General features: G+C 65.4%; 24 protein-coding genes. 10 read left to right on the forward strand and 14 right to left on the reverse strand.

Annotated features, from left to right (window positions below; genetic code table 11):
- Positions 1-13: 13 nt before the first annotated feature.
- From THIX_RS20050 to THIX_RS20065, 4 genes are read right to left on the reverse strand one after another with little or no spacing between them, the layout of a single operon-like run.
- The gene (locus tag THIX_RS20050; RefSeq protein WP_233224649.1) at positions 14-958 is read right to left on the reverse strand and encodes a VacJ family lipoprotein; all 945 of its coding nucleotides are present in this window, start codon (positions 956-958) and stop codon (positions 14-16) included.
- Positions 959-986: 28 nt separating this feature from the next.
- Positions 987-1475 carry an outer membrane lipid asymmetry maintenance protein MlaD gene (gene mlaD, locus THIX_RS20055; protein WP_112487623.1) on the reverse strand — a complete coding sequence of 163 codons (489 nt, stop codon included), beginning with the start codon at positions 1473-1475 and terminating at the stop codon, positions 987-989.
- A 57-nt stretch (positions 1476-1532) separates the two neighbouring features.
- Positions 1533-2321 (reverse strand): lipid asymmetry maintenance ABC transporter permease subunit MlaE, encoded by a 789-nt coding sequence (mlaE, locus tag THIX_RS20060; RefSeq protein ID WP_112487624.1) that lies wholly within the window; start codon positions 2319-2321, stop codon positions 1533-1535.
- Positions 2318-3142 (reverse strand): ABC transporter ATP-binding protein, encoded by an 825-nt coding sequence (locus tag THIX_RS20065; protein WP_112487625.1) that lies wholly within the window; start codon positions 3140-3142, stop codon positions 2318-2320. Before THIX_RS20065 ends, mlaE begins: the two co-directional genes overlap by 4 nt.
- 212 nt (positions 3143-3354) lie before the next feature.
- On the opposite strand from THIX_RS20065, the gene THIX_RS20070 reads away from it, so the two are divergent.
- Positions 3355-3975: a methyltransferase domain-containing protein gene (locus THIX_RS20070; protein WP_112488500.1), complete on the forward strand. Its 621-nt coding sequence runs from the start codon at positions 3355-3357 to the stop codon at positions 3973-3975.
- A gap of 34 nt (positions 3976-4009) precedes the next feature.
- On the opposite strand, the gene THIX_RS20075 is transcribed toward THIX_RS20070, so the two are convergent.
- Positions 4010-4753, reverse strand: a complete 744-nt coding sequence (locus THIX_RS20075; RefSeq protein ID WP_112487626.1) for a Crp/Fnr family transcriptional regulator — start codon at positions 4751-4753, stop codon at positions 4010-4012.
- 166 nt (positions 4754-4919) lie between these two features.
- On the opposite strand from THIX_RS20075, the gene THIX_RS20080 reads away from it, so the two are divergent.
- The 7 genes from THIX_RS20080 to THIX_RS20110 all read left to right on the forward strand — a co-directional run bounded on the left by THIX_RS20080 (position 4920) and on the right by THIX_RS20110 (position 12770).
- The gene (locus THIX_RS20080; protein ID WP_112487627.1) at positions 4920-6887 is read left to right on the forward strand and encodes a long-chain fatty acid--CoA ligase; all 1968 of its coding nucleotides are present in this window, start codon (positions 4920-4922) and stop codon (positions 6885-6887) included.
- 56 nt (positions 6888-6943) lie between these two features.
- A complete protein-coding gene (locus tag THIX_RS20085; protein ID WP_112488501.1) occupies positions 6944-7774 on the forward strand; it encodes an ABC transporter ATP-binding protein in 831 nt (276 codons plus the stop codon).
- 24 nt (positions 7775-7798) lie between these two features.
- A complete protein-coding gene (locus tag THIX_RS20090; RefSeq protein WP_112487628.1) occupies positions 7799-8695 on the forward strand; it encodes a branched-chain amino acid ABC transporter permease in 897 nt (298 codons plus the stop codon).
- A 12-nt stretch (positions 8696-8707) separates the two neighbouring features.
- Entirely contained in the window at positions 8708-9772 is a 1065-nt protein-coding gene (locus THIX_RS20095) for a branched-chain amino acid ABC transporter permease (RefSeq protein ID WP_112487630.1), read from the forward strand.
- 77 nt (positions 9773-9849) lie between these two features.
- Positions 9850-11190, forward strand: coding sequence for an ABC transporter substrate-binding protein (locus tag THIX_RS20100; RefSeq protein WP_112487631.1), 1341 nt, complete (start codon positions 9850-9852; stop codon positions 11188-11190).
- Between the two features lie 168 nt (positions 11191-11358).
- On the forward strand, positions 11359-12171 hold the full coding sequence (locus THIX_RS20105; protein WP_112487632.1) for an ABC transporter ATP-binding protein: 813 nt from the start codon (positions 11359-11361) through the stop codon (positions 12169-12171).
- A gap of 320 nt (positions 12172-12491) precedes the next feature.
- Positions 12492-12770, forward strand: a complete 279-nt coding sequence (locus THIX_RS20110) for a hypothetical protein (protein ID WP_158540967.1) — start codon at positions 12492-12494, stop codon at positions 12768-12770.
- Positions 12771-13227: 457 nt separating this feature from the next.
- Here the strand turns inward: THIX_RS20110 and THIX_RS20115 are convergent, their stop codons facing one another.
- The 4 genes from THIX_RS20115 to THIX_RS20130 all read right to left on the reverse strand — a co-directional run bounded on the left by THIX_RS20115 (position 13228) and on the right by THIX_RS20130 (position 16646).
- A complete protein-coding gene (locus THIX_RS20115; protein ID WP_112488502.1) occupies positions 13228-13530 on the reverse strand; it encodes an H-NS family nucleoid-associated regulatory protein in 303 nt (100 codons plus the stop codon).
- Between the two features lie 129 nt (positions 13531-13659).
- Complete coding sequence (locus THIX_RS20120; RefSeq protein ID WP_112488103.1) at positions 13660-15096, reverse strand: NAD(P)(+) transhydrogenase (Re/Si-specific) subunit beta; 1437 nt, start codon at positions 15094-15096, stop codon at positions 13660-13662.
- A 52-nt stretch (positions 15097-15148) separates the two neighbouring features.
- The gene (locus THIX_RS20125) at positions 15149-15472 is read right to left on the reverse strand and encodes an NAD(P) transhydrogenase subunit alpha (RefSeq protein ID WP_112484819.1); all 324 of its coding nucleotides are present in this window, start codon (positions 15470-15472) and stop codon (positions 15149-15151) included.
- 52 nt (positions 15473-15524) lie between these two features.
- Positions 15525-16646 (reverse strand): Re/Si-specific NAD(P)(+) transhydrogenase subunit alpha, encoded by a 1122-nt coding sequence (locus THIX_RS20130; RefSeq protein WP_112484820.1) that lies wholly within the window; start codon positions 16644-16646, stop codon positions 15525-15527.
- A gap of 156 nt (positions 16647-16802) precedes the next feature.
- Here THIX_RS20130 and THIX_RS20135 point away from each other — a divergent pair, with 156 nt between their 5' ends.
- Positions 16803-17297: an NUDIX hydrolase gene (locus THIX_RS20135; protein WP_112487635.1), complete on the forward strand. Its 495-nt coding sequence runs from the start codon at positions 16803-16805 to the stop codon at positions 17295-17297.
- A 9-nt stretch (positions 17298-17306) separates the two neighbouring features.
- The gene (mnmA, locus tag THIX_RS20140; protein WP_112487636.1) at positions 17307-18476 is read left to right on the forward strand and encodes a tRNA 2-thiouridine(34) synthase MnmA; all 1170 of its coding nucleotides are present in this window, start codon (positions 17307-17309) and stop codon (positions 18474-18476) included.
- Between the two features lie 14 nt (positions 18477-18490).
- Here the strand turns inward: mnmA and THIX_RS20145 are convergent, their stop codons facing one another.
- The 5 genes from THIX_RS20145 to THIX_RS20165 form a co-directional block, all read right to left on the reverse strand.
- Positions 18491-18781, reverse strand: coding sequence for a metal-sensing transcriptional repressor (locus tag THIX_RS20145; protein WP_112487637.1), 291 nt, complete (start codon positions 18779-18781; stop codon positions 18491-18493).
- Between the two features lie 122 nt (positions 18782-18903).
- Positions 18904-19128 carry a DUF2892 domain-containing protein gene (locus tag THIX_RS20150; RefSeq protein ID WP_112487639.1) on the reverse strand — a complete coding sequence of 75 codons (225 nt, stop codon included), beginning with the start codon at positions 19126-19128 and terminating at the stop codon, positions 18904-18906.
- A gap of 111 nt (positions 19129-19239) precedes the next feature.
- On the reverse strand, positions 19240-22530 hold the full coding sequence (locus THIX_RS20155) for an efflux RND transporter permease subunit (RefSeq protein WP_112487640.1): 3291 nt from the start codon (positions 22528-22530) through the stop codon (positions 19240-19242).
- Entirely contained in the window at positions 22523-23629 is a 1107-nt protein-coding gene (locus THIX_RS20160; protein WP_112488503.1) for an efflux RND transporter periplasmic adaptor subunit, read from the reverse strand. Before THIX_RS20160 ends, THIX_RS20155 begins: the two co-directional genes overlap by 8 nt.
- Before the next feature lie 47 nt (positions 23630-23676).
- On the reverse strand, positions 23677-25143 hold the full coding sequence (locus THIX_RS20165) for a TolC family protein (protein ID WP_112487641.1): 1467 nt from the start codon (positions 25141-25143) through the stop codon (positions 23677-23679).
- Positions 25144-25212: the final 69 nt, after the last annotated feature.

Below are 25212 nucleotides of genomic sequence, written 5' to 3' on the forward strand. Positions count from 1 at the left end.
ACAGATGACAGGGTCAGGGGCGCGCGGCCGAAGCGGCCGGGCTTGCCGCGGGCGCCGCTGGAGATGATGGCGCCTGTTGAGGGGTATTGGCGGGACTGATCGCTGGGGCTGGGGCTGGGGCTGGGGCTGGGGCTGGGGCCGGCTGAGCTTGAGCCCCGCTGTCCATCGTGTCGCTGGCGTCGCCGGCAGCGTCGGCATCTGAATAGTTGCCGCCCGCATCCATCGGCCCGGGAGACAAAATGCCTTCGCTGCGCACGGCCTTGACTTGCGACTTGCGCTGCTGCATGAAAGCATCGCGCGTGAAAACGTAGGGGTCGAGCGCGATTTGTTCGAGCAAGGCCGTGGTGCTCAACATGTTGGCGCGGGTATTGACGAGTTGCAGCACGGTCGCCGAGTTGCGCACGGCCGCGTTGTTGGTGATGTAGTTGAAGGGCGCGTAATAAATGGCCACTCCGGTACCGGCAGCGTCGCGGATGGTGCTGGGGCCAAGCAGGGGTATGACGAAATACGGGCTGGAGCCGATGCCGTAACGTGCCAGTGTGAGGCCAAAGTCATTCGGCTGCTTGTACAAGCCCATCTCCGAGGAAATGTCGAGCACGCCGAGCACGCCGAACACGGTGTTGACGCCCACGCGCATGAAACCGTTCAAACCCTCCACGACATGGCCCTGGGCGAAGTCGTTGGCCATCGACCAGACATCGCCGAGATTGCCGAAGAAATTGGTCACGCCCTTGCGCATGGGGATCGGCACCACGTCCTTATAGCCCGTGGCCACCGGCTTGAGCACGGCTTTGTCGACGTTCTGGTTGATCTTGAACATCGTGCGGTTGTAAGGCTCCAGCGGGTCTTGCGGGTTGTTGGTGGCGCACCCGGCCAACAGACTCGTGGCCAGTGCAAGGCCAATGGCGGCATACTTGAGCGGCCGCCCTGAAGCAGCTTGCGCGGGTTGGACAGACAAGCTTGAGGACAATATGCGCTCCATGGGTTTATTTCGCGGCCGCGTTGCTATGGCCGCTATTGCTCGATGCGGCCTTGTTGTAGAGGAACTGGCCGATCAGATTCTCCAGAACCACGGCTGATTGCGTGTTTTGAATCACGCCACCATTTTGAAGGTTCTTCTGGGAAGCGCCGGGGTCGAGGCTGAGGTATTGGTCGCCAAGCAGACCCGAGGTGAGAATCTTGGCCGATGTGTCGGTGGGGAATTTATAGCGCTGATCCAAGGCCAGCGTGACCTTGGCCTGAAAAGTCTGGTTATCGAACTGGATACCGGCGACACGACCGACCACCACGCCTGCGCTTTTCACGGGGGCATCGGACTTGAGGCCGCCGATATTGTCGAACTGGGCGGTGACGTCGTAGGTCGGGCCGAAATTCAGGCTCAGCAGATTGCCGGCCTTCAGTGCCAGAAACAGCAGGGCCGCCGCGCCGATCAGCACGAACAGCCCCACCCAGACGTCGATTTTCTTGCTTTCCATGCCTGCTCCTTGTCGCTCCGCGCCACGCTTTGCAGTGGCGGCGCCGAGCCTGTGCGTTCAGGTGCTGAACATCAGCGCCGTCAAAATGAAATCCAGCCCCAGCACGGCCAACGATGCCACCACCACGGTGCGGGTGGTCGCGCGCGACACGCCCTCGGGCGTGGGCTGGGCGCGCCAGCCCTGGTAGAGCGCGACGAAGGTGACGGCCACGCCGAACACCAGGCTCTTGATGACGCCGTTGCCAACGTCCTTGAACACGTCCACGCCGCTTTGCATCTGCGACCAGAAGGCCCCCGAATCGACGCCGATCATCAGCACGCCGACGATATAGCCGCCGACGATGCCCACGGCGCTGAACACGGCGGCCAGGAAGGGCATGGCGATCAGGCCACCGACGAAGCGCGGCGCCAGGATGCGCGCCATGGGATCGACCGCCATCATCTCCATCGCCGAAATTTGCTCGCCCGCTTTCATCAGCCCGATCTCGGCGGTCAGCGAAGTGCCGGCGCGTCCGGCGAACAACAAGGCCGTGACCACCGGGCCGAGTTCGCGCACCAGGCTGAGCGCCACGAGCAGGCCGAGCGTGTTGGCTGCGCCGTAGCGCGACAGCGTGTAGTAGCCCTGAAGCCCGAGCACGAAGCCGACGAACAGGCCCGACACAGCGATGATGGACAGCGAGTAGTTGCCCAGGAAAAACACCTGTTGGGCGATGAGCTGCGGGCGGCGCAATGCGCTTGGCAGCAGCGCCAACAGACGCAGGAACAGACGCAGGCCATAGCCGAGGTTGGCCAGCAGGCGACGGGTGCCGAAGCCGATGGATGCGACGAAACCGAGGATGGCGTTCATGGCCGTGCTGCCGGTGTGCCGAGAAAGTCGGCCTGCAGCGGCGCAGCCGGGTAGTGGAAGCCGACTGGCCCGTCAGGCTCGCCGCGCACGAACTGGTGCACCAGCGGATCGGCGCTGGCGCGCAACTCGGCCGGCGTGCCCTCGGCGATGAGGGTGCCGTTGCCCAGAATGAACACGCGATCGGCGATGGCGAAGGTTTCATCCACGTCGTGCGAGACGACGATGCTGGTGAGGCCCAGTGCGTCGTTCAGGGTGCGGATCAGCCGCGCGGAAATGCCCAGCGAAATGGGATCGAGCCCGGCGAACGGCTCGTCGTACATCACCAGCGCGGGATCGAGCGCGATGGCACGCGCCAGTGCCACGCGCCGGGCCATGCCACCGGAGAGCTGGGCGGGATAGAGGTCGCGCGCGCCGCGCAGGCCCACGGCGTTGAGCTTCATCAGCACCAGGTCGCGAATCATGCTTTCGGGCAGGCGGGTGTGCTCGCGCAAGGCGAAAGCCACGTTCTCGAACACCGTCTGATCGGTGAACAGCGCGCCCATCTGGAACAACATGCCCATGCGCCGGCGCGCGGCGTACAACTCGGCATGCCGCATCGCGCCCACGTCCTGGCCGTCAAAGCGCACCGTGCCGGCAGTGGCCCGGATCTGGCCGCCGATCAGGCGCAGGGTCGTGGTCTTGCCGCCTCCGGAGGCGCCCATGACCGCCACCACCTGGCCAGGCATCACCCGCAGCGAAACCTGCGTGAGCACAGGGCGCGCGTCGTAGCCAAACTCGACGGCGTCGAATTCGACCAGTGGCTGCTTGGGCGTATGGGTCATGCGTTGGAAGTTGGGTATCCGGGTTGTCCCGAAGGAAGTCCTGCATTCTATTGAGACTGCATCAATGCCGTTGGCGGCCTGCCAACACCGGGTTCTTCGACGCCAAAGTCGTTGAATGTTCTGTGCTCTGGGCAACATTTCCCAATCAAAACCTATGATTGCAGCTCTCAGGTTCGCTCCCCGCATGCCACACCACACTGGAAACCATTGCCATGACCGGACCCGATCGTCCTTTTTGGCAGCGCTTGTTCGAGCAAAACATCACCCCCTGGGATCGCGGTTCGGCCAGTCCGCAACTGCTGGCGTGGCTGGAAAGCGGCACGCTCAGCCCCTGCCGCATTCTGGTTCCCGGCTGTGGCAATGGGTACGAAGTTCTGGCCCTGGCTGCAGCGGGTTTCGAGGTCACGGCGCTGGATTACGCCCCGGCTGCGGTCGAACGGGTTGCTGCGCAACTCCGGGCAAAAGACCTACGTGGGAGCGTTTTGCAGGCTGATGTGCGCGAATGGACGCCGGATGATGGCCTGTTCGATGCGATTTACGAGCAAACCTGTTTGTGTGCGCTGCATCCGGACGACTGGATGAGCTATGCCGCGCGGCTGCATGCCTGGCTCCGGCCTGGAGGGCGGCTGTTCGCTCTCTTCATGCAAACGCTCAAAGATGGCGCGGCCCAGGGCCTGATCCAGGGGCCGCCCTATCACTGCGACATTCACGCCATGCGCGCGCTGTTTCCCGCGTCGCGCTGGGACTGGCCGGCGCCGCCCTTCGCCCATGTTCCCCACCCTTTGGGGATCTTCGAAATCGGCATCCTGCTGCAGCCCAAGCCAGCCGCATAGCAGCGCCTGGGGCGCCGGCGCTGCCCAAGCCGGCTCAACCAGCTTCGTGCTGCGTCACGCGCTGCACACCACGCGCCGTTTCATGAACCTCGACGTGGGACGACTCGAAGGCTCGCAGCCGGGCGGCGTCGGGGACCTCGATGCCGCCATAGCGCAGCCGCAGCAGGCCGAGGCTGGAGAGGCGCTGCAAGGCCTGGTTCACGCGCTGGCGCGACAGGCCGCAGAGATAGCCCAATTCCTCCTGCGTCACGCGCAGCATCTGCCCCACGCCCGGATACAGCACCGGATGGAACATGGCGGCCAGGGTGTGCGCCACGCGCTCGTCCGAGCCGGCAAGCCGGTCGATCTGCAACTGCCCGATGAACTGGCCCAGACGCTCGTTGAGCTGGTTGACGATGGTGTGGTTGAACGCCAGGCTCCGGTCGAGCAGCCAAAAAAAGGTCTCGGCCGGCAGCAGGCCGATACGGCTTTTGCGCAGGGCGATCACGTCGTACTTCCAGACGTCGCGCTTGAGCAGCGTGCCCTCGCCGAACCAGCCCCCTGGCGCCACGCCCGTGTAGGTGATGGTCTTGCCCGAGAGCGAGACCGAAGACACCTTGACCAGGCCGCTGAGCACGCCCACCCAATGCTCGGCGCTCTGGCCGCGTTGGCAGACGGGGGCGCCGGGCTCGAACACCTGCACGCGCAAATCGTGGTGCACGCGCAGGCGTTCGCTGTCCTGCAGCTCGGCCATCCACGGGCAGGACTGGGTGAATTCGGTGTAATCCCTAGGCTTCATGGCGCTTGATTGTCGTTTTGGGGACAAATATGCGCCAAATTCCAGCCTAAACTCCATGACAAAATGTAAACGCTTCGAGCAAACCCACCAAAACGACGAGATGGGCAGCCAAGCATGACGATTGCGGGCTAATACCAACCCGCAACACGCAGCGCCAGGAGGAGGCATGGGCGAGTTGCAAGCCGGTCGATCCGAGGACACATCAACCTTTCCCCAGTTGCTGCTGCAGCGTGCAAGGCGACAACCCAGCGGCGTGGCCTGGCGCGAAAAAGACCTCGGCGTCTGGCAATCCATCACCTGGGCGCAGGGGCTGGACTGGGTGCGGCGCCTGGCCTGTGGCTTGGCGGCCCTGGGCCTGCAGCGCGGCGAGCATGTGGCCATCGTCGGCGAAAACCGGCCACGCTTGTACGCGGTGATGCTGGCGGCGCAAAGCCTCGGCGCCATTCCAGCCCCGCTCTATCAAGACGCCGTTGCGGCCGAACTGGCCTATCCACTGGAACTGGCGGCGATGCGTTTTGCCATCGTTGAAGCCCAGGAGCAGGTGGACAAGTTGCTGGACATGCGCCAGGCGCTGCCGCTGCTCGACCATATTTTGTTCCACGACCCGCGAGGCCTGCGCCAGAACACGGCCCGAGGTTTGCTCAGCCTGGACGAGGTCGAGGCGCTGGGCCGGCAGCATCACGCCTTGCACCCCGATCTGTTCGAGCAAGTGGTGGCACAAGGCCGGCCGGAGGATGTGGCGGCGCTGTTCTTCACCTCCGGCACCACCGGCCACCCCAAGGGTGTGGTGCACACCCACGCCAGCCTGATCGACCGCGCCCGCGCCGGCGCCGCGTTCGACCGGCTCACCGCGCGTGAGGACGTGCTGGCTTACCTGCCTCCGGCGTGGATCGGGCAGCACATCTTTTCCTACGCCCAGCATCTGGTCTGCGGCTACACGGTGAACTGCCCGGAGTCGCCATCCACCGTGGCCATCGACCTGGGCGAAATCGGCCCGACCTACTACTTCGCCCCGCCACGCGTGTTCGAGGCCCTGCTCACCGAGGTGCAGGTGCGCATGGACGCCGCCGCCGGCTTCAAGCGCTGGCTGTATCGCACCAGCATCGCCCTGGCCGAACGGGTGCAGGGGGCACGCGACGCGGGCGGCCACCCGGCGCTGCGCGACCGCCTGCTGCTGCCCCTGGCCAACGCACTGATGCTGGCGCCGCTGCGCAATGGGCTCGGCCTGAGCCGGGTGCGCGTGGCCTACACCGCGGGCGAGGCCATCGGCCCCGAACTGTTCCGCTTCTACCGCGGCATCGGCATCAACCTCAAGCAGCTCTACGGCTCGACCGAAACCGCGGTGTTCGTCTGCATGCAGCCCGATTCCGGCGCGCGCAGCGACAGCGTCGGCCTGCCCGCGCCGGGAGTGGAATTGCGCGTGAGTGACAGCGGCGAGATCGTGCTGCGCAGCGCAGGGCTGCTGCGCGAGTACTACCGCAATCCGGAGGCCACCGCCGAGGTGCTCGACGCCGACGGCTGGTATCACACGGGAGACGCCGGCTGGATCGAGCCCGACGGCCAGTTGCGCATCATCGACCGCGCCAAGGACGTGTCGCGGCTGGCGGACGGCACCCTGTTCGCGCCCAAGCTGATCGAGAACAAGCTCAAGTTCTACCCGGCGATCAAGGAAGCGGTGGCCTTCGGTGCCGAACGCGCGCATGTGGTGGCGCTGCTGAACATCGATTTCGCTGCCGTGGGCAACTGGGCGGAAAAGCGCGCCCTGCCCTACAGCGGCTACGCCGACCTCGCCGCCAAGCCCGAGGTGCTGGCGCTGCTGGCGGATTGCGTGGCGCGTGTGAACGCCGACCTCGCCGCCGACCCGCACACGGCCGGGGTGCAGGTGCACCGCTTCACCGTGCTGCACAAGGAACTGGACCCGGACGACGAAGAACTCACCCGCACCCGCAAGGTGCGGCGGCGCTTCGTCGCGCAGAAATACGCCGCACTGGTGGCAGCCCTGTACGACCCGAGCCGCCAGCAGCAGCACATCCACGTGCAGGTGCGTTTCGACGATGGCCGCACCGGCTCGGTGCAGGCGGATCTGCCCCTGGTTGACGCCACCGTTCACCCCGCGCTGCGCCAAGCCGCCTGAACCCATCCCCGCCAAGAGCACACGCGATGAGCCTCACCCTGCGCCAGTCCAATCCCATGCAGCAATCACCTGCGCCCACGGCCGGCGCGCAAGCCGCCACAACATCAGCGGGCCGCGCCGGCGCGCTGCTCGAACTGGCCGACATTCACCTGGCATTCGGTGGCATCAAGGCGCTGCAGGGCGTGGGCTTCGATGTGCGGCGCGGCGAGATTCGCGCCATCATCGGGCCCAACGGCGCGGGCAAGAGTTCGCTGCTCAATGTGGTCGGGGGCGTCTACCAGCCGCAGCGGGGGAGTGTGCGTTTCGACGGCCGCAGCCCCGCCCGCATGCAGCCGGCGCTGGCCGCGCGCTTGGGCATCGCCCGCACCTTCCAGAACCTGGCGCTGTTTTCGGGCATGAGCGTGCTCGACAACATCATGGCCGGGCGCAGCCTGCATATGCGCTGCGGACTGCTGGCGCAGGCGCTGCGCCTGGGGCCGGCGCTGCGTGAGGAAACCGCCCAGCGCGAGGTGGTCGAGCGCCTGATCGACTTCCTCGAAATCCAGGCCTGGCGCAAGCAGCCGGTGGGGCGTCTGCCCTATGGCCTGCAAAAGCGTGTGGACCTGGGGCGGGCGCTGGCGATGCAACCCCAATTGCTGCTGCTCGACGAGCCCATGGCCGGCATGAACCTGGAGGAGAAGGAGGACATGTGCCGCTTCATCCTCGACGTGCGCGAGGAGTTCGGCACCACCGTCGTGCTGATCGAGCATGACATGGGGGTGGTGATGGACCTGTCGGACCGCGTCGTCGTGCTGGACTACGGCCGCCTCATCGCCGATGGCACGCCCGATGCCGTGCGCGCCGATCCCGAAGTCATTCGCGCCTATCTCGGCAGCGATGCCGCCTGATCCAAGACCCGACCGGAGCCCACGATGGGATTTTTGCTCGAAACCCTGATCGCCGGACTGATGGCCGGGGTGCTCTACGCCCTCATCGCCCTTGGCTTCGTGCTCATCTACAAAGCCAGCGGCGTGTTCAATTTCGCCCAGGGCGCGATGGTGCTGTTCGCCGCGCTGGCCATGGCGCGGCTGCAGGAACACATGCCCTGGCCGCTGGCGTTTTTGCTGGCTTTCGGCGTGATGGTGGCGCTGGCCTGGCTGATCGAGCGCCTGGTGCTGCGCCATCTGGTGAACCAGGAAGGCGTGACCCTGCTGATGGCGACGCTGGGCATTGCCTACTTTCTCGAAGGCCTGGGGCAAATGGTGTGGGGCGGCGACATCTACCGCATCGACCTGGGCCTGCCCAAGCAGCCCACGGTGGTTCTGGGCGGGCTGATTCCAGGCGGCCTGCTGCTGAGCCGCGAAGACCTGATCGCCACGCTGGCAGCGGCCCTGCTGGTGGCGCTGCTGACCCTGTTCTTCCAGAAGTCCGACGTCGGCCGCGCGCTGCGGGCGGTGGCCGACGACCACCAGGCGGCGCAATCCATCGGCATTCCGCTGTCGCGCATGTGGGTCATCGTCTGGTCCATCGCCGGCTTGGTGGCCCTGGTCACGGGCATGATCTGGGGCTCCAAGCTGGGGGTGCAGTTCTCGCTCTCGCTCATCGCCCTCAAAGGCCTGCCGGTGGTCATCCTCGGCGGGCTCACCTCGGTGCCGGGCGCCATCGTCGGCGGGCTGATCGTCGGCGTCGGCGAGAAGCTGGCGGAGGTCTACCTCGGCCCGATGCTGGGTGGCGGCATCGAGAGCTGGTTCGCCTATCTGCTGGCGCTGGGCTTCTTGCTGCTGCGGCCGCAGGGCCTGTTCGGCGAACGCATCATCGACCGCGTCTGAGGAAGGCAAACCATGTTCTACCGCGAAAACGGCCAGTTCAAAACCAGCTACGCCGCCGATGCACAACTCTTCCCCATCCTGCAAGACCGGCTGTTCATCCGGGCCTTGCTGCTCGCGGCCTTCGTGCTGGTGCCGGCCTGGGGCTCGGACTATTTGCTGCGCGCCCTGCTCATCCCCTTTCTCATCCTGGCACTGGCCGCCCTGGGGCTGAACGTGCTGGCGGGCTATTGCGGCCAAATCTCGCTGGGCACCGGCGCTTTCATGGCGGTGGGCGCTTACGCCGCCTTCAACCTCATGGCGCGCCTGCCCGGCATGCCCCTGCTGCTGGCGCTGCTGCTCGCCGGGCTGATCGCCGCCGCCGTGGGCATGGTGTTCGGTCTGCCCAGCCTGCGCATCCGTGGCTTGTACCTGGCGGTGGCGACGCTGGCGGCACAGTTCCTGGCCGACTGGGTGTTCTCGCATGTGGCCTGGCTGACCCACGGCTCCGCCTCGGGTTCGGTCACGGCGCCACACCTTGACGTTTTCGGTTTGGCGATCGAGGGGCCGGTACGCAAATACCTGCTGTGCCTGACCCTGCTGTGCGTCGTCGCGCTGGCGGTGAAAAACCTGGTGCGCGGACGCAAGGGCCGCGAGTGGATGGCCACGCGCGACATGGACGTGGCTGCCAGCGTCATCGGCATTTCACCCGTGCGCGCCAAGCTCTCGGCCTTTGGCGTCAGCAGCTTCATCGCCGGCATCGCGGGCGTGCTGTGGGCCTTCGTCCACCTGGGCTCGTGGGAGCCGGCGGCGTTCAACATCGACATGTCGTTCAAGCTGCTGTTCATGATCATCATCGGCGGCCTGGGCTCGGTCATGGGCAGTTTTTTCGGCGCTGCCTTCATCGTGCTGCTGCCCATCGCCCTCAACCGCCTGCCGGCCATGGTCGGGCTGCAACTCTCGACCAGCCTGGTGTCGCACCTGGAACTGATGGTGTTCGGCGCGCTGATCGTGTTCTTTCTGATCGTCGAGCCGCATGGCCTGGCGCGGCTGTGGATCACGGCCAAGAACAAACTGCGCATCTGGCCCTTCCCGCATTGAGCGCGGGTTTGTCTGACCCTTGCCCGACCTCTGCCCGACCCCATCGATTTTTTCACCCACACCACGAAGGAGACGCCATGAAACCTCATCCATCCCTGCGGTATGCCGCCCTGGCCCTGGCTCTGTCCGGCGCGCTGCTCGCACCCGCCGCACAGGCAGCGCCAGCCGAGCAATTTTTCCCGGTGCTGGTCTACCGTTCCGGCCCTTACGGCCCGAACGGCGTGCCCTGGGCCAACGGTTATGTGGATTACCTGAAGATGATCAACGCCCGCGATGGCGGCATCAACGGCGTGAAAATCACGTTCGAGGAGTGCGAAACCGGCTACGCCACCGATCGCGGCGTGGAGTGCTACGAACGCCTCAAGGGCAAGGGCCCGACGGGCGCAGCCGTATTCCAGCCGCTGTCCACCGGCGTGACGTTCGCCCTCACGGAAAAGGCACCGAAAGACAAGATTCCGCTGATCACCGCCGGCTACGGCCGCTCCGAATCGCAGGACGGCGCGGTGTTCAAGTGGAACTTCCCGCTGCTGGGCAGTTACTGGACGGCGGCCGACATCATCATGCAGGACATCGTCAAGCGCGAAGGCGGCGCGGCCAAGCTCAAGGGCAAGAAAATCGCCCTCGTCTACCACGACTCGCCCTACGGCAAGGAGCCCATCGCGCTGCTGGAAGAGCGCGCCAAGATGCACGGCTTCACGCTGGACAAGTTGCCGGTGACGGCGCCCGGGGTCGAGCAGAAATCCACCTGGCTGCAGGTGCGGCGCGACCGCCCCGACTATGTGCTGCTGTGGGGCTGGGGGGTGATGAACTCCACCGCCTTGAAGGAAGCCATCGCCACCGCCTACCCGCTCGACCACATGTACGGGGTGTGGTGGTCGGGGGCCGAGCCGGACGTGAAGGACGTGGGCGCCGACGCCAAGGGCTACCGCGCGCTGGCGATGCAATACGGCTCGGGCATCGGCCGGGTGCAGCAGGACATCCTCAAGCAGGTGTACGACAAGAACCAGGGCACCGGTCCGCGCGACATGGTGGGCCAGGTGCTCTACAACCGCGGCGTGTATTCGGCCATCCTGGCGGTGGAGGGCGTGCGCCGCGCGCAGGAGCAATACGGCAAGAAGCCCATGACCGGCGAGCAGGTGCGCTGGGGCCTGGAAAACCTCGACCTGAACGACGCCGCGCTCAAGCGCCTGGGCGTGGACGGCCAGTTGCGCACCCTGCGCACCACCTGCGAGAACCATCTGGGTTCGAGCTGGGCGCGGGTGCAGACCTGGGACGGCGCCAAGTGGGTGATGTCGCCCGAGTGGTTCGATGCCGACATGCAGATCATCAAGCCCATGGTGCGGCAGGCAGCGGTCAAGTATGCCAAGGAGCGCGACATCGCGCCGCGCGACTGCGCCAAGGAAACCTCGGGCACCTGAAAACGCAAGCCCTGCCGGGTCTGAACAAGGCGCTTGCCGGCATCGCCCGGCAGGTGCCGCACCAGGCCTCGGCAGCCGTCGCCGCAGTGTCCGAAACGTTCATTCCCGCTGGCCTCCGCTCCTCTCCCCTCCGCCATGACACCGACCCTCCCCAGCACGGCACAGTCCATGGCCACGCAGGCCGCCTTGTTGCACGTCAACGGCATCGAAGTCATCTACAACCATGTCATCCTGGTGCTCAAAGGCGTGTCGCTGAGCGTGCCCGCCGGGCGCATCGTCGCCCTGCTGGGCGGCAACGGCGCGGGCAAGACCACCACCTTGCGCGCCATCTCCTGCCTGCTGCGCGCCGAGCGCGGCCAGGTCACCAAAGGCAGCATCCATTTCGACGGCCGGCGCATCGACCAGGACGACGCTCCGGCGCTGGTTCGGCGTGGCGTGGTGCAGGTGATGGAAGGCCGGCATTGCTTCGCCCATCTGAGCGTCGAGGACAACCTGCTGGCGGGCGCCTACAGCCGGCGCGACGGCCGGGCTGCAATCCAGAACTCGCTGGAGAAGGTCTACACCTTTTTCCCGCGGCTCAAAACCCGCAGGCGCACGCAGGCGGCCTACACCTCGGGCGGCGAACAACAAATGTGCGCCATCGGCCGTGCGCTGATGGCCAGCCCGAAACTCATCCTGCTGGACGAGCCTTCGATGGGCCTGGCGCCGCAAGTCGTGGACGAGGTTTTCGGCATCGTGCGTGAACTCAACCAGCGCGAAGGCACGACCTTCGTGCTGGCCGAGCAGAGCGCGCGCATGGCCTTGCGCTACGCCGACCATGGCTACATCCTGGAAAACGGGCGTGTCGTGCTCGATGGGGCGGCCTCGGCCCTGGCCGAGAACGACGACGTGCGCGAGTTCTACCTCGGCCTTTCCGGCAAGGAGCAGAAATCCTTCCGCGATGTCCGCAGCTACCGCCGGCGCAAGCGCTGGCTGAGCTGAGCGACGCTCACGCTGCGGCGTCGTTGCGTCGCATCCGGCCATCTCGCCGAACGCTCTCGAACCCCTCGCCGCGCGACCGCATCCCCCACTCCACCTCATCGTCGTCCCATCGACATGGCCCATCCCGACGCCGGCTTCGACGCAATTCATGAAGCCCCCTACGACGCCCTGGAAACCCGCAGCCCGCAGTCGCGCACGGCGGACTTCTGGTCCGCGCTGCCACGCACACGCCGCGATCGGCTGGGGTACGGCACGGCCGCTGGGTTCCGCGGCCCCGCTGCGGGTGTTCTGTTCGCCCGGGCCGCTGTTCGAACCCCAAGGTGCGCGGGATTTTCGTCCATCCGCAACAGGTGCAAGATATTGTGAAACGACATGCGCAGATTCAGCGTGCGCGTTTGCAAATTTCGCAACACGCAGGCGAAGATCAAATGACCTTGCAATGCGAATGCGAGCAGCCAAGTCATGCACTGGAGCAGGCGCTTCGAAGCAGCGTGCGCGAATGCACAAAATTGCGCGCGCAAGTGCAATGGTTCACACCAGCAACGCTGCCCGATGACGGCAAACGCATCATCGATCAGCGCCCATCCATATCCGGCTGATCAGCGCCGCGCGCATTGGCGATCGTCGTATGAATCGTCGAGCGCAACCGCGCTCGAATGGAATTGGCGATACGGGTTGAATATCGCCGAGAATCAGTATCGATGCGGACGTGCCGACCGAAATCTCCGCACCATGCGAAAGTCCATGGCTGCTTACGCAGCACCGCCGCATTGCACGGCAAGGACCACTGAACTGAGCACCCCTGCTGTGGTATGTGCCTGCCTCCACCGGGGTCAAGGAATCTTGGGAACAAGCCTGCCTTTCCTTGCTGTGGGCTTGCTGTGGGCCCGCTTGCAACAGGCCTGCATATCCGTTCATCGAGTGCCCCAGATCAACAAGCTCCGGGGCGCCGCCGCGCTGTTGCAGAGAGCAATAGCGCGGCGAAATAGCACGGTGATGCAGGCAGAAGCTAGAGCCGCAGCGGCAAAAGCTTGTCACCGCGCATCACCGCGGATCTCAAGCGATGAGGAAATCTTCCTTGCGCCTGCCCATGCCCACTTCGGCTTGCAGCCATTTCGGCATCTTGCCGCGACCGGTCCAGGTGTCGCCAGTCTTGGGGTTGCGGTATTTGGCCGCAACCGTCGTGCCCTTGCTGCGCGAACCACGGCCGGTAGCGCCAAGATCCGACAGGCTGATACCGTATTCCTGCATTTTGCTGCGAATATCGGCGACGACATGGGAGATTTCCGACTTGCGCTGCGATTCAGCCTGCTGCTTGAGGGTTTCAATCTGGGAGAGCAAATCTTTATAGGACGACATCAGAACCTCCTTGGGTGTGGACAAAAAAACGAACAAGAATCTTCATACGCAATGTCCGCATGATAATCGATATTCCAGAAAATGAAAAAGCCACCCGGAGGTGGCTGGATACGGTGCACGACTGCGCGGCTATTCAATTGCCCGAGTAATGTCCTCGATGATCTTTTTGGCGTCGCCGAAGACCATCATGGTTTTATCGAGGTAGAACAGGTCATTATCCAGGCCGGCATAGCCGGTGGCCATGGAGCGCTTGTTCACGATCACCGTCTTGGCCTTGTAGGCCTCCAGGATGGGCATGCCGGCGATGGGGGAGTGCGGATCCGTCTTCGCCGCCGGGTTCACCACATCGTTGGCCCCCAGCACCACGGCCACATCGGCCTGGGCGAACTCGGGGTTGATGTCCTCCATCTCGAACACCTGGTCGTAGGGCACCTCGGCCTCGGCCAGCAGCACATTCATATGCCCCGGCATGCGCCCGGCCACCGGGTGGATGGCGTACTTCACGCTCACCCCCTTGGCCGTGAGCTTGGCCGCCAGTTCCTTCAAGGCATGCTGCGCCCGCGCCACCGCCAGGCCATAGCCGGGCACGATGATCACGCTCTCGGCATTGCCCAGCAGGAAGGCCGCATCGTCCGGGCTGCCCGACTTGGCCGTGCGCTGCGCCCCGCCCGCGGACGGCGCCTGGGCCTCGCCGCCGAAGCCGCCCAGGATCACGTTGAAGAACGAGCGGTTCATCGCCTTGCACATGATGTAGGAGAGAATCGCCCCGGACGACCCCACCAGCGAGCCGGCGATGATGAGCATGGGGTTCTCCAGCGAGAAGCCGATGCCCGCGGCCGCCCAGCCGGAGTAGCTGTTGAGCATGGACACCACCACCGGCATGTCGGCGCCGCCAATGGGGATGATGATGAGCACCCCGAGGACGAAGGCCAGCGCCAGCATGACGAGGAAGGGCGTCCAGGCCGCCGTGGCCCAGAACCCCAGGCCGAAGCCGATGGTGGCCAGGGCGATGCCCAGGTTGATCCAGTGCTGCGCGGCAAAGCGCACCGGCGCGCCCTGGAACAGGCGGAACTTGTACTGGCCCGAGAGCTTGCCGAAGGCGATGACGGAGCCGCTGAAGGTGATGGCGCCCACGATCGCGCCGATGAACAGCTCCACGCGGTTGCCGTAGGGCAGCGGGTCGCCCATGGCGGCGACGATGCCGAAGGCGTGCGGCTCGGCCACTTCGGCCACGGCGATGCACACCGCCGACAAGCCGATCATGCTGTGCATGAAGGCCACCAGTTCGGGCATCTTCGTCATCTCCACGCGCCGCGCCATGGTGGCGCCGATGGCCCCGCCCACGACGATGGCGGCGAGCACATCGCCCAGGCCGGCGGCCCCGGCGTCACCGCCGAGCTTGAGGATGAGGGCCACGGTGGTGAGCACGGCGATGGCCATGCCGGTCATGCCGAAGACGTTGCCGCGGCGGCTCGAGGCCGGGTGCGACAGGCCCTTGAGGGCCTGGATGAAGAACACCGAGGCGATGAGGTACAGCAGGGTGACCAGGTTCATGCTGAGGGTCATGACCAATCCTTGGATGGGTTCTGGGTTGTGGCGGGCATCATGGGGGCTGGCGTCATGGCTCAAGGCGCGCCTTGGGGGCGGGGGCGCGCTCTTTCTTCTTGAACATCTCCAGCATGCGCCGGGTGACGAGAAAGCCGCCGAACACGTTGACCGAGGCCATGGCCACGGCCAGCACGCCCATGACCTTGCCCAAGGGGGTGACGGTGAGGGCGGCGGCCAGCATGGCGCCGACGATGATGATGGCGGAGATGGCGTTGGTCACCGACATCAGCGGGGTGTGCAGCGCCGGCGTGACGGTCCACACGACGTGGTAGCCGACATAGATGGCCAGCACGAAGATGGTGAGGTTGATGACGAAGGGGGCGATGTCATGCATGGTGGGGGGTGTCCTTGGCGGAGGGGGGCGGGGCGTTGCGGGCGCCTATCCGTCAGGCGCTCTTGCGCCTGACCTCGCCGCCCTGGGTCATGAGGCAGGCGGCGACGATGTCGTCGTCCAGGTTGACCACCAGCCCGCGGTCCTTGTCGAGCACGAGCTTGAGGAAGTCGAGCACGTTGCGGGCGTAGAGCTGGGAGGCGTCGGCGGCGACTTGGGCGGGCAGGTTGGTGTCGCCCACGATCGTCACGCCGTGCCTGACCACGGTCTGGTCGGCTTCGGTGAGCGGGCAGTTGCCGCCTTGGGCGGCGGCCATGTCGACAAGGACCGATCCGGGGCGCATGCCCTGGACCATGGCTTCGCTCACCAGCACCGGGGCGCGCCGCCCGGGGATGAGGGCGGTGGTGATGACGATGTTGGCTTGCTTGACGCGCTCGGCCACCAGGGCGGCCTGGCGCTCCAGCCAGGCCTTGGGCATGGGACGGGCGTAGCCGCCCACGCCCTGGGCGATCTGGCGTTCTTCGTCGGTCTCGAAGGGCACGTCGATGAACTTGGCGCCCAGCGACTCGACTTGCTCCTTGGCGGCGGGGCGCACGTCGGAGGCTTCCACCACCGCGCCTAAGCGCTTGGCGGTGGCGATGGCCTGCAGCCCGGCCACGCCGGCGCCGAGCACGACCAGGCGGGCGGCCTTGACGGTGCCGGCGGCGGTCATGAGCATGGGCATGAAGCGGGGGTAGAGGTTGGCCGCCAGGAGCACGGCTTTGTAGCCGGCGATGTTGGCCTGGCTGGAGAGCACGTCCAGGCCCTGGGCGCGGCTGGTGCGGGGGGCGGCCTCCAGGGCGAAGGCCGTCAGGCCCGCGCCAGCCAGGGCTTGCAGGCCTGCGGCGTCGAAGGGCTCGAGCATGCCCACCACGGCCGCGCCGGGCTGCATCTGCGCCAGCTCGTGCGGCTGCGGGCGGCGCACCTTGAGCACGAGCTCGGCCCCCAGCGCCGCCGCGGCGTCAACCATCTGGGCGCCGGCGCCCTGGTAGTCGGCGTCGGTGGCCCCGGCGCCCAGCCCCGCTCCGCTTTGCACCAGCAGGGTGTGGCCCTGGGCCACCAGCTTCTTCACGGTCTCGGGCGTGGCCGCCACCCGCCTCTCTCCTCCTAAGCTCTCAGCAACAACGCCGATGCGCATCCAGGATTCTCCTTGTGGGTTGGGGATGTCTCATGCAATCCAGCCCGATATTCTTACCGAAGCGCGGCATTCGGGTGCAAGCGCAGCAAGCCAGCCCCCGGGTTCTCCCGGGGGTTTGATGAAACAATCGGTCACTTCGTCCTTGAAGGCCAACCCATGCGCCAAGTCTGGAAACCCAGTGTCACCGTTGCCGCCATCATCGAGCAGGATGGCCGCTTTTTGCTGGTGGAGGAACACACCCAGGAAGGCCTGCGCCTGAACAACCCGGCTGGCCATCTCGAGCCGGGCGAGAGCCCGCTGCAGGGCGTGGCGCGTGAAGCGCTGGAGGAAACCACCCGCGACTTCACGCCCGACGGGTTGGTGGGCGTGTACCTGTCGCGCTTCCAGCGCCCGGGCGAAGATGTGACTTACCTGCGCTTCGCGTTTCGCGGCAGCGTGGGCGCAAGCGTGGCCGGGCGCGTGCTGGATCACGGCATCGTCCGCACCCTGTGGCTGACGCCCGAGGAAGTGCGCGCCAGCCAGTCGCGGCATCGCAGTCCGCTGGTGCTGCAGTGCGTGGAGGATCACCTCGCCGGCAAGTGTTATCCCCTCGACTTGGTGACGACCCATGCCAGCGTGCTGGCGCTGCAGGGCGGGGGCGGCGGCGCCTAAAATTTGCGCATGTTGCCCAGCCCCAAACCCCGCGTCGTCGTCGGCCTGTCCGGTGGCGTCGATTCATCCGTTTCCGCCTGGCTGCTCAAGCAGCAGGGCTACGACGTCGTCGGCCTGTTCATGAAGAACTGGGAAGACGACGATGACAGCGAATACTGCGCGTCGCGCCAGGACTGGCTGGATGCGGTGAGCGTGGCCGACCGCATCGGCATCGACATCGAAGCGGTGAATTTCGCCGCCGAATACAAAGACCGCGTGTTCGCCGAATTCCTGCGCGAATACGCCGCCGGACGCACGCCCAACCCCGATGTGCTGTGCAACGCCGAAATCAAGTTCAAGGCTTTTCTCGACCATGCCATGCGCCTGGGCGCGGAGAAAATCGCCACCGGCCATTACGCCCGGGTACGCGAAACGGCACCGGGATTCGAGCTGCTGCGCGGGCTCGATGCGTCCAAGGACCAGAGCTATTTCCTGCATCGGCTGAACCAGTCGCAGTTGTCGAAAACCTTGTTCCCGGTGGGTGCGCTGCACAAGACCGAGGTGCGCCGCATCGCTGCGGAAATCGGCCTGCACAATGCGCGCAAGAAGGACTCGACCGGAATCTGCTTCATCGGCGAGCGGCCGTTTCGCGAGTTTCTCAACCGTTACTTGCCGACCCGCCCCGGACCGATGAAAACGCCCGATGGGCGCCTGCTTGGCGAACATGTCGGCCTGGCGTTCTACACCCTGGGGCAGCGCAAGGGCATTGGTCTGGGCGGCAGCAAGGACGGCAGCGGCGAACCTTGGTTCGTGGCGCGCAAGGACATGGCCAGCAACACCCTCTATGTCGCGCAGGGTCACGACCATCCTTGGCTGCTGAGCCACAGCCTGCGAGCCAGCGATATGAGCTGGGTGGCGGGAGTCGCACCCAGCGCCGGCACGGTTCACGAGGACATGCAGGGCCGCTCCCGGGGGGCTCTCAGCGCCAAGACGCGCTACCGCCAGGCGGATAGCGCCTGCCGCATCGGCGAGCTGGATGACGGCGGCTTTTCGCTGGCGTTCGACACGCCGCAGTGGGCAGCGACGCCTGGCCAGTCGGCCGTGGTCTATGCGGGGGAGGTTTGTCTGGGAGGCGGCGTCATCACCAAAACGGACCGCCTCGTGGCCGAGGCGATGACGCCAGCAATCGCCCGCGCTTGAGCGGGCGGGGCGGTTCAGGTCATGCGGCTCAACAGGGTTTCCATCTCCTCCATCATGGAATCGAGCTTGACCTTCTCGGTCGGGCCGCCGTCCATGCGGGAGTCGAGCTCCTGCTCGATGTAGCAAACGGTCATGCGCACGAAGGTGCTGTCCAGCGCCTTGCGCACCGCCGACAGTTGCTGCGCAACCTTGAGGCAGGGTTCGCCTTCGTCGATCATGCGCTGCACACCGCGCAACTGACCCTCGGCGCGCTTGAGGCGGTTGAGGATGTCGGTACGCGAAGATTGATCGGTGAGAACAGTCATGAAGGACTCTCCAGGGGGCTGGGTATGGGGAGGAGTGGAATGGCGCATCCGTTGCCTTTCATGATACTGAGGCGGTCGGCCTTGCGTTGCGGGCTCACCCATGCGAGCTGAGCCGAGGCGGTTCAGCTCCCGCAACTCAGCTTGGACTCAGGCACGCCCGCCTTTTTCAGGATGATGCCCAGCGGGCAAAAGTTGGTGAAGCCGAACTGCAGCAGGTTGGCACCCACGAAGGCGGTCAGCAGCAGGAACCATTCGGACACGAAAATCGGGCTTTCTCGTACACCCAGGGCGAGGGACAGCAGGATGAAGGTCCCGGCAAAAATACGGATGTAGCGTTCAACGGTCATGGTCAGGCTCCAGCGGTTGGATGGGAATCAATGCATCAAAAGTAATGCAAACCCACCCGGGTATCAAGCGGGTGGGCGGCGGCGGGAATGACAAGTTGTAAAGGCGGCCCATCATGCTTGCATCGGCGGTGGCGATTGGACACGAAGCTGCCAGATGTAATACAGCAGCGGAATCACGATGAGCGTGAGGATGGTCGACAGTAGGGTACCGAAGATCAGCGACACCGCCAGCCCGCCGAACACCGGGTCGGACACCATCACGGCCGAGCCGAAGATGATGGCCAGCGCGGTGAGCAGAATGGGACGCAGACGCACGGCGCCGGCCTGCGCCACCGACTCCTGCAGGCTGTAGCCGCGGGCGCGGTAGTCGAGGATGAAGTCGATCAGCAGCAGTGAGTTGCGCACCACCACGCCCGCCAGGGCGATCACCCCGATCATCGACGTCGCGGTAAATGCCTGGTGCGTGATCCAGTGACCGGGAAACACACCGATGAGGGTGAGCGGAATCGCTCCCATGACGATGACCGGCAGCAGGAAGGACCTGTAGTACGCCACCAGCAGCAGGTAGATGAACACCAGCGCCACCATGAAGGCCGAGCCCAGGTCGCGGAATACGTCGAGCGTCAGGCGCATCTCGCCGCCCCACAGCAGCTGGTAGCCTTTGAGGTCGGATGCCGGGGTGTCGGTGAAGCCGAGGTTGCCGGTGGTGAAGGTGGTGCCGTTGGCCAGTTTTTTGCCGTCGAGCCTGGAGTTCAGGCTGAGCGTGGCATAGACCGGGCTGGAGTGGATCATCTCGCCGCCCACATAGACCACAGGATGCTGGTCGCGGGTGTAGATCGGCTTGGCCAAGCTGGTTTTCTCCACCGTGGCGATGCTGGCTAGCGGAACGATCTTGCCCTGCGCATTCTGGATCGGCACGTCGAGCAATTGCTGCGGGCTCTGGCGGTCGGCGCGTGGCACGCGCACGATGATGTTGATCGGCTCCAGCGAGGCGTTGTCGTGGATGGCACCCACCTTCATCCCGGACACATAGTTGTGCAGCAGTTGAATCACCTGCCCCGGAACGATGCCCGACATGGCCGCTTTCTGGCGGTCGATCTCGATGCGGTATTCGGCCGTGGTTGCCGTGACCGAATCGTCCTGGTTCATCAGGCCATAGGTCTTGTCGAAGTCGGCCAGCACGTTCTTGGCGGAGCTGCGCAGGGTGTCGTAGTTCGGGCCGTACAACTCGGCCATGACCTGCGCACGCACGGGCGGGCCGGGTGGAGTTTCGAACAGCTTGATGAAGCTGGACGGAAAGCGTGCACGCACCGCGGCGAGCCGCTCATCGAGCTGTTGCACGATGGCGTGCGACCCGATCGAGCGCTCGTTCTTGCCCACGAGATTGACGCGAATTTGCGCGAAGTTGTCGCCGCGCTTGAGCATGTCGCCACGCACCAGCGAGGCGAAGTCGATGGGCGCGGCTTCGCCGACGAAGGTCTGGAAATCGACCACATAGGGGTTGGTCGCCAGCACATCGCCAACCGCGCGTGCCACTTCGTCGGTGCGTTCCAGCGATGAGCCTGCCGGCGTATCCACCTGCACCAGGAAGGTGTTGGTGTTGTCGTTCGGCAGCATTTTCAGCTCCACGCCCAGCGGCGACAGCGGACCGTTCATGCCGGACGGGCGGATGAACTGCCAAGCCGGCATCAACATCGCCGCAATCAACAACAACAGCACCGCGAGCAGCATCAGGTTGCGCCTGGTGCGGCTCTTGAGCATGGGCTCGATGAGCTTGAGGTAGGCCGTGTGCAGTTTGTCGTCCTGGCGCGCGCCCTGCTCTTCCAGCGCCTCGCTGCGCGCCAGGGCTTCGCGCGCGGCCTTCTTGCTCAGCCACACGCGCGCTGCCCAGGGCACGACGATGTAGGCCAGCAGCAGCGAGGCGATCATCGCCACCGGCACGTTGATCGGGATGGGGCGCATGAACGGACCCATCATGCCGCTGACGAAGGCCATCGGAATGAAGGCCAGGATCACAGCCAGCGTGGCCATATTGGTCGGGTTGCCGATCTCGTTGGTGGCCTCGATCACGGTGGAGATGAAGTCGCCCTTGGGCCCGCTGTGCAGATGGCGGTGGATGTTTTCGATCACCACGATCGCGCCATCCACCAGCAGGCCCAGCGACAAGATGAGCGCGAACAAGGTGATGCGGTTAATGCTCTGGCCGATGATGAGATCGACCGCGAGCACGGCGAACAGCGTCAGCGGCACCGTGAGGGTGACGATGCCCGCCTCGCGCCAGCCGAGGAAAAACCACAGCAGCAGCGACACGCTGACGATGGCGATTCCCAAGTGTTCGACCAGGGTGTTCACCGCCTCGTTGGCCTTGTGGCCATCGTCACGCGTGACCGTGACATGCACACCCTGCGGCAGCGCGTAAGACTTGATGATGTCGAGCTTGGCCAGCACGTCATGCACCACCACCACGGCATTGGTGCCGGACTTCTTGGCAATGGCCAGGGTGACGGCGCTCATCTCCTGCCCGTGCGGCTTGCCCTTGGCGGCCAGGCCCCAGGCGAAGTGCGACAGATCGTCCACATGCTCGGGGCCGTCCACCACGCGCGCCACGTCCTTCAGGTAGACCGGCTTGCCACCGGGCGCGCCGATCATGATGTCGCCCACCTGCTGCGCGTTGCCGAGAAAGCTGTCCACGCGCACCGGCGTGACCTGGTTGTTGTCGACCACATTGCCGATGGGCGCGGCGGCGTTGCTGCCCTGCAGAATCTTGTCGAGCTGCTCCAGCGGAATGCCGGCAGCGGCCAGCCTGGATGGCGAAATCCACACATTCACAGCCCGCGGCGCACCGCCCACCACCTCGGTGAACGACACGCCCGGCACATTGCGCAAATGCGCCAGCACCTTCTCGCCGACGTCGCGCAACTGCACGCCGCCCATGCTGGCGGACGACAGCGTCAGGGTCAGAATCGGCACATCGTCCACGTTGATCGGCTTGATCACCGGCTGCATCGCCCCGGGGGGAATGCGGTCGAGGTTCTGCATCAGCTGGTTGTACATCTTGACCAGGCTTTTCTCCTGGTCCTCGCCCACTTTGAACTGCACCGTGACCACGCCGAAATCGTTCGTCGCGTAGCCGTAGGTGTGATCGACACCGGACATCGACGCCATGATCGCTTCCAGCGGCTTGACCACCAGGTTCTGGATTTCCTGCGGGCCGGCACCGGGCTTGGCGACGATGATGTTTGCCGCCGGCACCACGATCTGCGGGTTGTACTCGCGCGGCGTGACCAGCAGCGCCAGCACCCCGACCAGCGTGAGCGCCACCATGACGAGGGCGGTGATCTTGGAACTGATGAAGGCGCGGGCCAGCCTGCCCGCGCTGTTCATGGGGGCGCCTTCAGCCACGGTTGCCTCCGCCGATCTTCACGCCGTTTTCCACTGCGCCCAGGTTGCTGGTGACGATAGTGTCGTCCGCGCTCAAGCCCGCCTGAATTTCGACCTCGTCGCCGGTCTGCGCGCCCAGCCGGACCAGGCGGAAATGGGCGATGCCATCCCTGTCCACCACGAACACCCCGGTCATCCCGGCGCGATCGACCACCGCGGCTTGTGGCACACGCAATTGCGGCGAGCTGCCGACCGGAAAGCCCACGCGCACGAAGCTGCCGCTGTCGAGCCCGGCGTTGGCGGGCAGATCGATCTTCACGGTGTGCGTGTGGCTCATCGGATCGGCCACCGGCACGGCCTGGGCAATGATGCCCTGCAGCGTTTTGCCATTCGCAAACATCTGCACCGTGTCGCCAATCCTGATCTTGCCGTAGACCTCGCCCGGCACTTGTGTTTGCACCTGCAGCTTGCCTTGGCCTTCGATCACCAGCACCGGGCGGCCCGGTGCCGCCAGATCACCCTGATTCGCCATTTTTTGCACCACCACGCCGGCAATCGGCGAAGTCACGGAGGCATAGCGCATTTGCGCCAATGCGGTGTTGAGCCCTGCCTGCGCCGCGGCCACCTGTTGCCGTGCCACCTGGTAGCGCAGTTGGGTCTGATCCCACTGCTGTTTCGGAATGGCCTGATCTTTGTAGAGATTGCCAAAGCGCTCGTCATCCCCCTTGGCATTGGCGAAATTGGCCTGCGCCTGCGCAAGGCCTGCACGCGCCTGCGCCACCTGACCCTCGATGTCGGTGGGGTCGACCTGGAACAGCAGTTCTCCCGCCTTCACCGTCTGACCTTCCTTCACCGTCAGGGTACGGATGTAGCCCATCAGGCGCGACGCCACCTGCACCTGATTGCTCGACACCACCGTGCCCGACAACAGGGTGAGATGCTGCAGATTGCTGGAGGCGAGCTTGAGGGTTCGCGCCGCGACCAGGCGCGGGGCCGCCGCGGTGCTGGCCGTTTCGTCGGGACGGCCGCAGCCGGACAGCAACGCGGCCGCGAGCAGCAGGGCCAGCGGCGTGCGTTTCAGGCTGAGGCCGGGCAGGAAGCGCGATGGGGCATGGGGCATGATGTTCTCGACTGAATGGGGTGGGCGACCGGGTGTATCCGTGGTCATCAGGGTTGGGCCGAGGTTGAGGCCGGCTGCGCTTGCATGGCGGACGCAGCGACAGATGCCGTGGCGGACGCGACGACAGGTTGCAGGCCGTCGAGCGTGAGCTGGCCCAGGGCCAGGCGCAGTGCGGCGCGCTGCATATTGATCTGGTTGCGCGCCAGCACCAGGTCGGCGCGGGCCTTGTCGAGTTGGGCTTGCGCGCCCTGCACCTCCACCAGCGTGCCGACGCCGTTGGCATAGCGCTTGCTCACGATGCGCGCGGCTTCTTCGGATTGCTGCACCGCGAGGGCGCGTGTCTTGAGCTGGTTCTGCGCGTCCAGCGCCTTGCGGTAGCTGTCCTGAATCTGCATGCCGAGCTGGTTCTCCGCCGACTGCAACTTGGCCTGCATCTCCATGCGCTGCGCCACGGCCTGATCCACCCCCTGGCGGGCGACGCCGCCATCGAACACATTCCAGGTGAGCTGCGCGCCGATGGTGTAGCTGTGCGCGCTGAAGCCCACGCTCGGGTCGGCGGTGTCGACACGCGCCAAGGCGCCCACCTGCGGATACAACTCCGAGCGGGCCACTTCCACCTTGCCCGAAGCCGCTTGAATCTGCTGCCGCAGTGCCTGGATCTGTGGGTTGTTCTCCAACGCCTGGCCGATCCAGCTGTCCGGGCTGCCAGCGGGCAGGCTCACCTGCACCTCCGGCCCAAGCTCGATCTTCTCCGTCAGCGGCAGACCCAACGCCACATGCAGCGCATCCATCGCCTGCGCCTCCATGTCGCCAGCCTGCTCTTGCTGCAGCTTCACGTCTTCCAGCCGCACCTGGGCCGAAAGCAAATCGCTCTTGATCACCACGCCCTGCTTGAGCAGGCTGTCCACGGTTTTCACCTGGCTCTGCGCCGCCTCCAGCGCCTTGGCCGCCACGCCCTGGAAGGCGCGCGCGGTGTACACGCCGTCGTAAGCCTGCAGCGCACGGGCGATGATTTGCTGACGCGCCGCAACGTCGCCCGACTGCGCCGCCAGCAGCATGGAACGCGCCTGCTGCCGATAGCCCTGCAACTTGCCGCCGGTGTAAAGCGGCAACTGGGCTTCCAGCCGCGTGCTGAAATTGTTCACCCAGCCGGGATCGTTCAGGTTGTTGGGGGCGACGCCGAGAGACTCCGGGCCAGTGAACTGGTTGGCGCCGAAGTCGTTGAACGTGGCCTGGCGCTGCGACAGCTTCATGCCGAAGGCATTCAGCGCGTCATTGGTGCGGGTGGCGCCCACGGTGGCAGTGATCTTGGGCAGGCGCGCACCTTCGGCTTGCGACACGCCGGCCTGGGCCTGGGCAATTTGCGCCTGGGCCGAAAGCAGGTCAGGGTTTTGACGCAAGGCCATGTCGATGGCCTGACGAAAATCCAGCGTCAATGCCTCTGCCCAAACAGGCCACGCGGCGACCAGCAGAACAACACCGACACCGATGCGGCGCATTGCGGAATCAGCCATTTGAAAACCCCCGGTTGAACGAAGCGGCTTTGGTCGTACTTGCAGCCTTGTGCAGCACCGAAACCGAAG

Source organism: Thiomonas sp. X19, assembly GCF_900089495.1.
Classification (GTDB): domain Bacteria; phylum Pseudomonadota; class Gammaproteobacteria; order Burkholderiales; family Burkholderiaceae_C; genus Thiomonas_A.

Excerpts from the sequence above, each read along its gene's own strand:
- THIX_RS20130 (WP_112484820.1), bottom strand. The coding sequence starts at position 16,646 with ATGCGCATCGGCGTTGTTGCTGAGAGCTTAGGAGGAGAGAGGCGGGTG.
- THIX_RS20145 (WP_112487637.1), bottom strand. The coding sequence starts at position 18,781 with ATGACTGTTCTCACCGATCAATCTTCGCGTACCGACATCCTCAACCGC.
- THIX_RS20120 (WP_112488103.1), bottom strand. The coding sequence starts at position 15,096 with ATGACCCTCAGCATGAACCTGGTCACCCTGCTGTACCTCATCGCCTCG.
- THIX_RS20150 (WP_112487639.1), bottom strand. The coding sequence starts at position 19,128 with ATGACCGTTGAACGCTACATCCGTATTTTTGCCGGGACCTTCATCCTG.
- THIX_RS20065 (WP_112487625.1), bottom strand. The coding sequence starts at position 3,142 with ATGACCCATACGCCCAAGCAGCCACTGGTCGAATTCGACGCCGTCGAG.
- mlaE (WP_112487624.1), bottom strand. The coding sequence starts at position 2,321 with ATGAACGCCATCCTCGGTTTCGTCGCATCCATCGGCTTCGGCACCCGT.
- THIX_RS20160 (WP_112488503.1), bottom strand. The coding sequence starts at position 23,629 with ATGCCCCATGCCCCATCGCGCTTCCTGCCCGGCCTCAGCCTGAAACGC.
- THIX_RS20070 (WP_112488500.1), top strand. The coding sequence starts at position 3,355 with ATGACCGGACCCGATCGTCCTTTTTGGCAGCGCTTGTTCGAGCAAAAC.
- THIX_RS20080 (WP_112487627.1), top strand. The coding sequence starts at position 4,920 with ATGGGCGAGTTGCAAGCCGGTCGATCCGAGGACACATCAACCTTTCCC.
- THIX_RS20085 (WP_112488501.1), top strand. The coding sequence starts at position 6,944 with ATGCAGCAATCACCTGCGCCCACGGCCGGCGCGCAAGCCGCCACAACA.
- THIX_RS20105 (WP_112487632.1), top strand. The coding sequence starts at position 11,359 with ATGGCCACGCAGGCCGCCTTGTTGCACGTCAACGGCATCGAAGTCATC.
- THIX_RS20100 (WP_112487631.1), top strand. The coding sequence starts at position 9,850 with ATGAAACCTCATCCATCCCTGCGGTATGCCGCCCTGGCCCTGGCTCTG.
- mnmA (WP_112487636.1), top strand. The coding sequence starts at position 17,307 with ATGTTGCCCAGCCCCAAACCCCGCGTCGTCGTCGGCCTGTCCGGTGGC.
- THIX_RS20115 (WP_112488502.1), bottom strand. The coding sequence starts at position 13,530 with ATGTCGTCCTATAAAGATTTGCTCTCCCAGATTGAAACCCTCAAGCAG.
- THIX_RS20125 (WP_112484819.1), bottom strand. The coding sequence starts at position 15,472 with ATGCATGACATCGCCCCCTTCGTCATCAACCTCACCATCTTCGTGCTG.
- THIX_RS20075 (WP_112487626.1), bottom strand. The coding sequence starts at position 4,753 with ATGAAGCCTAGGGATTACACCGAATTCACCCAGTCCTGCCCGTGGATG.
- THIX_RS20090 (WP_112487628.1), top strand. The coding sequence starts at position 7,799 with ATGGGATTTTTGCTCGAAACCCTGATCGCCGGACTGATGGCCGGGGTG.
- THIX_RS20135 (WP_112487635.1), top strand. The coding sequence starts at position 16,803 with ATGCGCCAAGTCTGGAAACCCAGTGTCACCGTTGCCGCCATCATCGAG.
- THIX_RS20165 (WP_112487641.1), bottom strand. The coding sequence starts at position 25,143 with ATGGCTGATTCCGCAATGCGCCGCATCGGTGTCGGTGTTGTTCTGCTG.
- THIX_RS20095 (WP_112487630.1), top strand. The coding sequence starts at position 8,708 with ATGTTCTACCGCGAAAACGGCCAGTTCAAAACCAGCTACGCCGCCGAT.
- mlaD (WP_112487623.1), bottom strand. The coding sequence starts at position 1,475 with ATGGAAAGCAAGAAAATCGACGTCTGGGTGGGGCTGTTCGTGCTGATC.